The organism is Micromonospora sp. 15K316 (assembly GCF_004348525.1).
Taxonomy (GTDB): domain Bacteria; phylum Actinomycetota; class Actinomycetes; order Mycobacteriales; family Micromonosporaceae; genus Micromonospora.
Genome location: NZ_SMKG01000223.1, coordinates 1 through 9,597, shown reverse-complemented (window position 1 = coordinate 9,597; position 9,597 = coordinate 1). Strand labels below are relative to the sequence as shown.

Here is a 9,597-nt window from a genome sequence, read left to right as displayed (position 1 = left end):
ATAGAGTTACGGCGGTCATGGCGGAGGGGAAACGCCCGGTTACATTCCGAACCCGGAAGCTAAGCCCTCCAGCGCCGATGGTACTGCACTCGGGAGGGTGTGGGAGAGTAGGACACCGCCGGACATTCTTTCCGTTCAGGGTCACCCGTTCCGGGTGGCCCTGAACGCGTTTCCGCCCCTATTTTCGGGCACGGGACGGACGTCGTCCGTTGATTTCCCGAAACGCCGGCCCGCCGTCGGTAGCGTCGAGTGCGGACTCGTCTCGACGACCGAAGGAGCGGCCATGAAGATCGGCGTCATCGGCTCCGGCCACATCGGCGGCAACCTGACACGCAGGCTGACCGCGGTGGGGCACGACGTCACCGTCGCGAACTCTCGTGGCCCCCAGACGCTGCGATCGCTGGGCGGCGAGACCGGCGCGGAAACCGGCACGGTCGAGGAAGCGATCCAACACTCCGACCTGGTGATGGTCGCCGTACCGCTGATGGCCGTCCCCGACCTCCCGGGTGAGCTCCTCGCCGGGAAGGTCGTGGTCGACGCCGACAACTACTACCCGGACCGGGACGGCGACATCCCGGAGCTGATGAACGGCACCACCTCCAGCCGATGGACGGCCGAGCACTTCCCCGCCGCGCGGCTGGTCAAGGCGTTCAACACCATCGCCGCCCAACACTTGCTGGAGAACGGAAGCCCACCCGGCACCCCCGGCCGGATCGCCCTGCCGGTGGCCGGCGACGACCCCGACGCCAAGCGAGTGGTGATGGACCTGGTCGACGCGATCGGGTTCGACCCGGTCGACGGCGGCGGCCTCGACGACAGCTGGCGACAGCAGCCCGGCACACCGATCTACCTGGCCGATCGGGATGCGGACGGCGTACGGCAGGGGCTGGCCGAGGCGCGGCGCTGAACCGGGTACGCCCCGGCGAACCGGTCCCACGGCTGACCTGGAACGGCCTGCCGCAGCGGGCCACACGGCGCCGGGAAGCGGCGGTCGTCAGGGCTCCTGGCCGCAGATGTAGCGTGGCTCGGCGTCGTAACGCCAGCTGAACTTCTCCCGCTTGACGACCTTGCCGTCCTTGCGGATGACGCGGAAGGCGTCCTGGGCGAAGCCGTTGATGCCGCTGCTCGGGATGCAGGAGGGCCCCGGCTCCAGGTAGATGGTCTTCGGCCTGGTGATGTCGCGGCGCGGGCCGTACTCCGTCTTGACGCTGTCGTAGATCTTGGTGCTCCAGATCGACACCGTGACCGTGCTGGACGTGTACGAGGTGTCGATCAGCAGGCCGTACTCGGTGTTGTTGCGGAACTTGAAGTCCAGGTGCGGCCAGAAGATGGTCGACTCGATGACCGCCGGGTACCGGGAGAACCAGTACGAGTGCGGCTTGTGCTCGACGTCCTCCAGGCCCGCGTAGTAGGTGGCGTTGAAGATCGTGGTGGTGAACTGCGAGATGCCGCCGCCGACACCGGGCACCAGCTTGCCGTCGAGAATGATCGGTGCGTCCCGGTAGCCCTGCGCGTAACCGCGTTCGCCGGTGTGCCCGTTCAGCGAGAACGTCTCACCGGGCAGCACGACCGCGCCGTCGACCTCCCGGGCGACGGTGACGATGTTGTGGCTGCGCGGCGACGACAGGCCGCCGGTGAACCGGGTGGTGAACGAGGAGACCTTCTCCTTGATGCCCAGGCCGCCCAGCTTCTCCGCCGTCAGCTCCGGCTGCGCCGCCGCCAGCGTCCCGGTCACCTCGCGTCCGTCCGCCTTCGGCAGGACGGCGAGCAGGTCCCGGGCGAGGCCGGCGCTCTCCAGCTGCCGACCGGGCCGCCCCGGGTCCACCACCTTCGGTCGGCCGGCCGTCACGGCCATCCGGGCGTCCCTCGGCGACACCTCGATGGACGACAGGTCGTCACCGAGCGCGGCGCGCAGCCGCTTCACGTCGACCCGCGCGGTCAGCTCGCCGGTCCGGTCCGCCGTGAACCGCAGGCTCTTGGCGATCGCCTTCGGCGGGATGGTCAGCGAGCCCTTGTCGGTGGTGAGCGTGACCGGTGCGGCGACCGCCGGGCGGGCCAGCTCCGCCACCAGCCGGTCCACCTCGTCGGCGGTGGTGGCCGGGTGCGACTCCACCAGCGGCACGGTCACCGGCTCGCCGGCGAGCCAACCGGCCCGGACCGCCTCGGCGGAACGCTGCGGGTCGAGCGCCAGGCCGGGCTTCGGGTGCACCGCCTTCGGGGTCGTCCCGGCGTACGTGATGGCCGGCATGGTCATTTTCCGGCCCTGGTCGCCGGCCACCTTCTGCAGGGCGGCGTGCAGCCGGTCGACGTCGACCGACACCACGGGCTGCACGGACCGGGAGCCGACCAGGCGGCTCACCGGGTGCGCCTGGGCCTCGGCCGCGGCCGCCACGGTCGCCGCCACGTCGACCGTCAGGCCGACCTCGGCGGGCACGATCTGGAAGCTCCGCTCCCCCACCCGCACGGTGAGGGGTTCGGCGAGCTCGGCGGCACGCCGGTCCAGCTCGGCCCGGAGTTCCCGGGCGGCGTCCGCGCGAGTGCGACCGCCCAGCTCCGTTCCGAGCACTGTGGTGCCGCGCGGAACGTCACCGGCGTACGCGTAGGCGCCGACGCCCCCCGCCGCGGCGAGCACGGCGGCGGCGGTGCCGGCCGTGACCAGCAGCCGGACCCGGGGTCGGCGGCGCGGCGCGGGCGGCGTGGTCGCTTCGGACTCCGCGACGGGCCAGGTGACCGCGGTGACCTGGACGGTGGGACGGTCGTCGGCGGGTGGACGTTTCTCGCCGTACAGCGTCACAGCAACCTCGATCGCGACCGTGTCCCCGGGGGCCTTCCCCGAACGGACACCTACGGTAACCAACGTCCGGGTGGGCGGGCAGTCGTCGTCGGACCCGTTCTGCACGGCGTGTCGCCGGCGTGTCGGGCGTTTCCGCTCGTTTCGCGGGCGCCCGTCGCGGGATCTCCGACGAGCTCCGGGCCTGGTTCCGGCGGAAGCGGCGCCCGCGTCCACCTCGCCACGCCCGGACGCGGACAGGCCGACCACGGTGACACCCCGGTGCGGAGCAGCCCGGCGACCATGCGGTCCTGGTGACGGCCGACCGGACGTGGCAACGTGGCGGGGTGCGGATCGACGACGGAGTGTTCGCGTACGGCGGCGGGTGGCTCGATCGGGCGGGGGCGCTGCGTGCCGACGGCGACCGGATGGCGGCGCTGCGGGCCGACGAGCGCAGCGTCGTGCTGCCGCTCTGGCGTGACCGTTGCCTGGTGACCGCCGAGAACGTTCCGGTGCGGCTCAACGGCGTCGACGCGGCGCGGGTGCTCGCCGCCGCGGACGAGACGGTCTTCCTCGGCCTCGACGGGGGCGTGGCGGTCTTCGGCGCCGATCTCAGCGAGCACTCGGAGGCGGACGGGCTCGCGCTGACCGGTGCGGTGTCGACGGTGGACGTGCGGAAGCTGGCCGGTCACCTCGCCCCGGCGGAGGCGGCTGCGCAGGCGTACGCGCGGGGGCTCTTCTACTGGCACCGGCAGCAGCGCTGGTGCGGGAGTTGCGGTGCCGTCGCCACGGCCGGTGGCGGCGGGCACGTGCGGGTGTGCTCGGGGGCGGAGTGCGGTCGGTTGCTCTTCCCGCGCATCGAGCCGGCGGTGATCGTGCTGGTCCAGTCCCCTGATGCCGACCGCTGCCTGCTGGCCCGACACGCGGGCGCGGCGGAGGGGTCGTACTCGACTCTCGCCGGGTTCGTCGAGGTGGGCGAGAGCCTGGAGGACGCGGTGCGCCGGGAGATGGCCGAGGAGGTCGGCGTCGAGGTGACCGACCTCGCGTACCAGGGTTCGCAGGCGTGGCCGTTCCCGGCCGGCCTGATGGTCGCCTTCCGCGCCACTGCCGCGTCGGTGGAGGTCAAGGTGGACGGCGTCGAACTCCTCGAGGCGTGCTGGTTCACGAGGGACGAACTGGAGATGCGGGCCGCCGCCGGGTGGCTCGGCCGGGTGGACTCGATCGACAGTCATCTGCTCGGTTCGTGGCTCGCCACCGGCCGGACCGCCTGACCCGTACGTCCACACGGGCCACCCGTACGGCGGGGAGGCCGGTATCCCCAGCGCATTGACAGCTGTTCGTTACCGAACTGTGATTTGCATAGGCTTCGGCTACCGCACGTGAAATTTGCCGACCATCTGATCCAGATATGAGCTCTTTGTCGCACGGCGGTACGCGGTGCGCCATCAACGCTTCGTGAGGCCCGGGGAACTCCCTATCACGCTCGGGTTACCGGTCAGTAGCAAGGGTCTTGTGAGCTAGGTCGCTTCGCGAGAGCATCCATCCGCGTACTGCGCCGCCCGTCGGCAACGGCCCGCAGCGCCTTGCTCTCCCTGTCCGAGTCACGTCCCTGGCTCGTGACGACATTCCCGTCGAGGAGGACCCCGTGAGTGAATCCGAAGACCGCCAACCCAACGGCGGTACCCGGTGGCGCCGCTTCGCCGCCATGATGGTTCCGGCGACCGCGGTCGCCGGCGGCATCATCCTCGGCATGGCGAACGGAGCCATCGCCGCCTCGTTCGACGTGTCCGGCCAGACCTTCAAGGTCGGTGCGTCGCGCCTGGTCGGCGAGGGCTTCGAGCAGTACGGCGGGATGGCCAAGGAGAAGAACGGCACCATCCACCCGGTGGCGGTGTCCGAGATCGCCGACGCCAAGCTCTACGACCTCTGCCAGTCCGTCAACGCCAGCGTTCCGGGCCTGAAGATCGTGCTCACCATCAACGCCGGCGGCGGTGGGAAGCCGGCGACGGCCAAGGGCCTGCTGATCGACATGGACTCCCTCGAGGGCGACGCCACCTTCACCAACATCCAGATCGGCCGTGACGCGACCGACCTTAACGAGCACGCCCTGCCGAAGTCCTTCGGGCAGAGCGCCGACAAGGTGGTCATCAAGGACCTCCGGCAGGTGGCCCGCTCCACCAGCGCCGGCACCTTCACCCTCAACGGACTGAAGCTCAAGGTCAACGTGGGCGAACAGGCCAAGGAGTGCTTCCCCGACCCCAAGTGATCTGACGCCGAGGCCCGTGGAGGGCGCCCTCCACGGGCCTCGCTCATGTCCCACCCCGTCAGCAGCGCCAGGAGGAGCACGTGACAACCGCCGAGTCGCAAGAAGCCCGTACCGGCCCGTCCGGCTGGCCGGGCCGGGCGTGGCGCGGATTCCGCCGTTGGCGGCGGCAGCGGCCGTTCTGGGGCGGTCTCTTCACCATGCTGGCCGGCCTGGTGATCTTCGGCAGTACCCAGATGAGCCTCAACGGCCTCGTCTTCAAGATGGGGCCGACCGGCTTCCTGACCTGGTTGATCCCCGCCATCCTCTTCACCTGCGGACTGCTCTTCTGGTTCAGCCCGGCACAGCGGACCTTCTACGCCGTGGTCACGGCGGTGACCGCCGTCTACTCGCTGATCGGGGTGAACCTCGGCGGCTTCTTCCTCGGCCTGCTGCTCGGCATGGTCGGCAGCGCGCTCGGCTTCGCCTGGGTACCGAGCAGAACACCGGCGCCGAGGAAGACCGAGGAGCCGCCCGCAACCACGGGCGCCGACGAGGAGTCCGGGGAGGAGAGCGCGGAATCGGCCGGCGACGACGCCGCGCGCGTGGACGAGCTGATGCCGCGACAGCGGGCCGAGGAGCCGACCGGCGTCCTCGCCGACGTGCCGCCACCGCCGCGTAACCCGCTGCGTGAGCCGGCGCCCGCCGAGCCGACCGCGAGGAGCGGGACGGAGGACACGCGGGAACTGCCCGACGTCGACCCGCAGCCACCGGCCCACGGTCGGCACCGGGATCCGAAGACGTACGCGATCCTGCTCGTCGTGACGGTGTCCGCCGCGGCCGGGCTGGTCGGGTTCCGGCCTGTCGAGCCGGCGGTCGCCGCCCCGGGATGTCCGAGGCCGACGGTGACCGCGACACCGACAGCGAAGCCGACCACGCCGAACTCGCCGAGCCCGTCGGCGTCGAGCGGCACGCCCACCCCGGACGAGCCGTCGGACGACGACGGCAACCTGCTGACCGACATCGTCGACGGGATCACCGGCCTGCTCACCGGGGACGACGCGGACGACGGCAACGAGACGCCCGCGTCGACCACGACGCGACCCGGTGGCGACGCCGCGGCCACCTCGACGCCGCCCGGTGGCGGCGAGCCACGGCCGGGCACCTCGTCGAAGCCGGGCAAGCCGGCCCGGGACACGTGTGGGAAGCCGACCCCGGGCAGGCCGAAGCCGGTTCAGGTCGGCAAGCCGCTGCCCCGGGTCAGCACCGACTCGGACGTGCCGATCGTCGCCGCCAAGCCCGGGAAGCTCACCGGTTCGAAGCAGACCATGACCGGCCTGCACTTCGCGGGGATCGCCGAGCTGGACACCGCTGACGGCAAGCTCAGGACGCTCATGTTCACCATGGAGAAGGCCGTCACGAACGACTTCGTCCTGAAGGTGGGCGGCCCGCAGGGGAAGACGGTCCGGTACGTCACCGAGCAGCTGGTCGTGAGGGGCGACGTGGCCTTCTACGCCACCCGGTACGTCGGCCGGCTCGCCGGCGTGAAGGTCACGCTCACCCCGGACCTGCCCTTCCCGGACGGGATACCTGTCACCTCGCCGGTGCCCATCACCTTCACCGACGTCGAGATCGACCTGGCGTACATCGACTGCGACACGCTGACCGCGAACACCCGCGGCCCCCTGCACATCGACCTGGCCTGACGCGGGCGACGGCCGGGGAGCGGCTTCCGCGGCTCCCCGGCCCGTCCATGACCAGCGGTGGTCAGAGCCGGGCGAGCGCCCGGCGCAGCGGGTCCAGCCCGAGCGCGCCCAGGTCGAGCGCCTGCCGGTGGAACTCCTTGAGGTCGAAGTCGGCGCCCTTGCGGGCCTTCGCCTCGTCCCGGGCCTGGAGCCAGATCCGCTCGCCCACCTTGTACGACGGCGCCTGCCCCGGCCAGCCCAGGTAGCGGTTCAACTCGAACCGCAGGTTCTCGTCCGGCACCCGGCAGTGCGCCCGCATGAACTCCCAGCCCAGCTCCGGCGTCCACCGCTCACCCGGGTGGAATCCGAACGGGTTGTCGCGGGGGATCTCCAGCTCCAGGTGCATGCCGATGTCGACGATGACGCGGGCGGCGCGCATCGCCTGCCCGTCGAGCATGCCGAGCTTGTCGCCCGGATCCTCCAGGTAACCCAGCTCGTCCATCAGCCGCTCGGAGTAGAGCGCCCAGCCCTCGCCGTGCCCGGAGACCCAGCAGAGCAGCCGCTGCCAGCGGTTGAGCAGGTCGGCCCGGACGGCGGTCTGCGCCACCTGGAGGTGGTGACCCGGCACGCCCTCGTGGTAGACCGTGGTCACCTCCCGCCAGGTGGAGAAGTCGGTGATGCCCTGCGGCACCGCCCACCACATCCGTCCCGGGCGGGAGAAGTCCTCGCTCGGCCCGGTGTAGTAGATGGCGCCGTCGCTGGTCGGGGCGAGGCAGCACTCGATCCGGCGTACCTGCTCCGGAATGTCGAAGTGGGTGCCGTGCAACTCGCTGATCGCCTTGTCGGCGAGCGCCTGCATCCAGTCGCGGAACGCCTCCTTGCCCTGGATGGTCCGCGCCGGGTCGGCGTCCAGCTTCGCCACCGCCTCGTCGACTGTCGCGCCCGGACCGACGATCCGCGCGGCCACCGCCCGCATCTCGCTCTCCAGGCGGGCCAGCTCCGCGAAGCCCCAGGCGTACGTCTCGTCCAGGTCGATCTTCGCGCCGAGGAAGTACTGCGAGGCCAGCTCGTAGCGCTCCCGGCCGGCGGCCTGCTTGTCCCGCCCCTTCGGGGCCAGCTCGCTGCGCAGGAACTGGCCGAACTCGGCGGTCGCCGCGGTGGCCGCCGCCGCGCCCCGGCGCAGCTCCGCGCCGACCGTGCCGTCCGCGCCCAGCCGCTCGACCAGACCGTGGAAGAAGTTGTCGCCGCTCGGGTCGACCCAGGTGTCGCACTGCTTGGCCACCTCGACCAGCTGCACCCGGGAGCTGACGCGCCCGGCGGCGGCCGCCTCACGCAGCGTGGTCTTGTAGCCGTCCAGAGCGGCCGCGAAGCCGTTGAGCCGGGCCGCGATGTTCGCCTGGGCGTCCGCGCCCTCACTGGGCATGAGGTCGAAGACCATGCGGAGGTCGTGCAGCCCGCTGGCGATCACGTTGACCTCGCTGGTCGTCTCGCCCGCCTCGTGCCGGGCGAGGTCGAGACCGAGCCGCTCCTGCATGGCCTCCTTGGCGGTCCGTTCCGCCTCGGTCTCCGGCTCGGTCACGTCAAGGTCGGCCAGGGTGCGGCGGGTCAGGTCGGCCCGGGCCGCGTACCCGTCGGGCGTCAGGTCGTCGAGCTTGTCGTCGTAGCCGGCGATGCCGACGTAGGTGGCCCCGGTCGGGCTCAGTGGCGCCCATTCGGCCACGTAGCGGTTCGCGAGTTCGTCGATTCGTCCCACCCCGCGACCCTACGTGACCGGTCCCGCCCGCTGTCGAGCACGTTTGCCGAGTTCAGGGCAGCAGGTCCGGCGGATCGACGTCGATCGGGAAGGGAGTTCGAACACGTTGTCCGAAAGTAGCGCGACATTGTCGTACGCCTTCGGCAGAGTGTCAGGGGTGACGGACCACTTCACTCCTGACCGGCCGGCGCTCCGCAGTTGGCTGCCCGGCTTCCTCGCCCTGGCCGCGATCTGGGGGTCGAGCTTCCTCTTCATCAAGGTCGGGGTCGAGGAGCTCCACCCGCTCCAGCTGACCCTCTACCGGGTCGTCACCGGAGCCCTCACCCTGCTCGTCGTGCTCGCCGTGCTGCGCGACCGGCTGCCCCGGGAGCCGCGCGTCTGGGCGCACCTCTTCGTGGTCGCCGCCTTCGGCGTGTCCGTCCCGTTCACCCTCTTCGGCTACGGCGAGCAGCGGGTCGAGTCGATGCTCGCGGGCATCTGGAACGCGACGACGCCGCTGATCGTCCTGCCGCTGGCGGTGCTGGTTTTCCGCACCGAGCGGCTCACCACGCGCCGCGCGGTCGGTCTCGCCCTCGGCTTCGCCGGCGTGCTCGTGGTGCTCGGCGTCTGGGAGGGCGTCGGCGGCGCGCACTTCGCCGGCCAGCTGATGTGCTTCGGCGCGGCCGCCTGCTACGGCGTCGCCATCCCCTACCAGAAGCGGTTCGTGGCGGGCACCACCCACTCCGGCCTCTCGCTCTCCGCGGCGCAGCTGGTGCTCGCCACCGTGCAGCTGGCGATCGTCACGCCGCTGGTGGCCGGGGCGCCCCCGCTGCCGACCGAGCTGGCGCCGCGTGTGGTGGCCAGCGTGCTGGCGCTCGGTGCGCTCGGCACCGGCCTCGCCTTCGTCATCAACATGCGCAACATCCGGGTCGCCGGGGCGAGCACGGCCTCCACCGTGACCTACCTGATCCCGGTCTTCGCGGTGCTGATCGGCGCCCTGGCCCTCGGCGAGCGAATGAACTGGCACCAGCCCGTTGGCGCGCTGGTCGTGCTGTTCGGCGTCGCCGTGTCGCAGGGCCTGATCGGCCGGCGCCGGCGGGCGACGGTCGGCGTCGGCGTGCCCGCCGTGCCGGCCGCCGAACCGGCGACCCGCCGCTGACCCACCCAC

General features: G+C 71.5%; 7 protein-coding genes and 1 rRNA gene. 6 read left to right on the top strand and 2 right to left on the bottom strand.

Translation table 11 applies throughout. The features are described from left to right. The first annotated feature begins 7 nt into the window (after nt 1–7). Nucleotides 8–124, top strand: a 5S ribosomal RNA gene (gene rrf / locus E1211_RS27115). 30 nt (nt 125–154) lie between these two features. After that, entirely contained in the window at nt 155–907 is a 753-nt protein-coding gene (locus E1211_RS27110) for an NADPH-dependent F420 reductase (RefSeq protein WP_371686206.1), read from the top strand. An 87-nt stretch (nt 908–994) separates the two neighbouring features. Here E1211_RS27110 and E1211_RS27105 read toward each other — a convergent pair whose 3' ends face one another. Further along, the gene (locus tag E1211_RS27105) at nt 995–2,794 is read right to left on the bottom strand and encodes a VanW family protein (RefSeq protein WP_132352232.1); all 1,800 of its coding nucleotides are present in this window, start codon (nt 2,792–2,794) and stop codon (nt 995–997) included. Between the two features lie 323 nt (nt 2,795–3,117). On the opposite strand from E1211_RS27105, the gene nudC reads away from it, so the two are divergent. The 3 genes from nudC to E1211_RS27090 all read left to right on the top strand — a co-directional run bounded on the left by nudC (nt 3,118) and on the right by E1211_RS27090 (nt 6,718). Further along, on the top strand, nt 3,118–4,041 hold the full coding sequence (nudC, locus tag E1211_RS27100) for an NAD(+) diphosphatase (protein WP_243709714.1): 924 nt from the start codon (nt 3,118–3,120) through the stop codon (nt 4,039–4,041). Between the two features lie 434 nt (nt 4,042–4,475). Beyond that, nucleotides 4,476–5,036, top strand: coding sequence for a DUF6230 family protein (locus E1211_RS27095; protein ID WP_132352236.1), 561 nt, complete (start codon nt 4,476–4,478; stop codon nt 5,034–5,036). 80 nt (nt 5,037–5,116) lie between these two features. Then, nucleotides 5,117–6,718: a DUF6114 domain-containing protein gene (locus tag E1211_RS27090; RefSeq protein ID WP_132352230.1), complete on the top strand. Its 1,602-nt coding sequence runs from the start codon at nt 5,117–5,119 to the stop codon at nt 6,716–6,718. 61 nt (nt 6,719–6,779) lie between these two features. Here the strand turns inward: E1211_RS27090 and E1211_RS27085 are convergent, their stop codons facing one another. Next, the gene (locus E1211_RS27085; RefSeq protein ID WP_132352228.1) at nt 6,780–8,450 is read right to left on the bottom strand and encodes a DUF885 domain-containing protein; all 1,671 of its coding nucleotides are present in this window, start codon (nt 8,448–8,450) and stop codon (nt 6,780–6,782) included. Between the two features lie 157 nt (nt 8,451–8,607). On the opposite strand from E1211_RS27085, the gene E1211_RS27080 reads away from it, so the two are divergent. Further along, a complete protein-coding gene (locus E1211_RS27080) occupies nt 8,608–9,588 on the top strand; it encodes a DMT family transporter (RefSeq protein ID WP_132352226.1) in 981 nt (326 codons plus the stop codon). The last annotated feature ends 9 nt before the right edge of the window (nt 9,589–9,597 follow it).

Excerpts from the sequence above, each read along its gene's own strand:
- E1211_RS27095 (WP_132352236.1), top strand. The coding sequence starts at position 4,476 with ATGATGGTTCCGGCGACCGCGGTCGCCGGCGGCATCATCCTCGGCATG.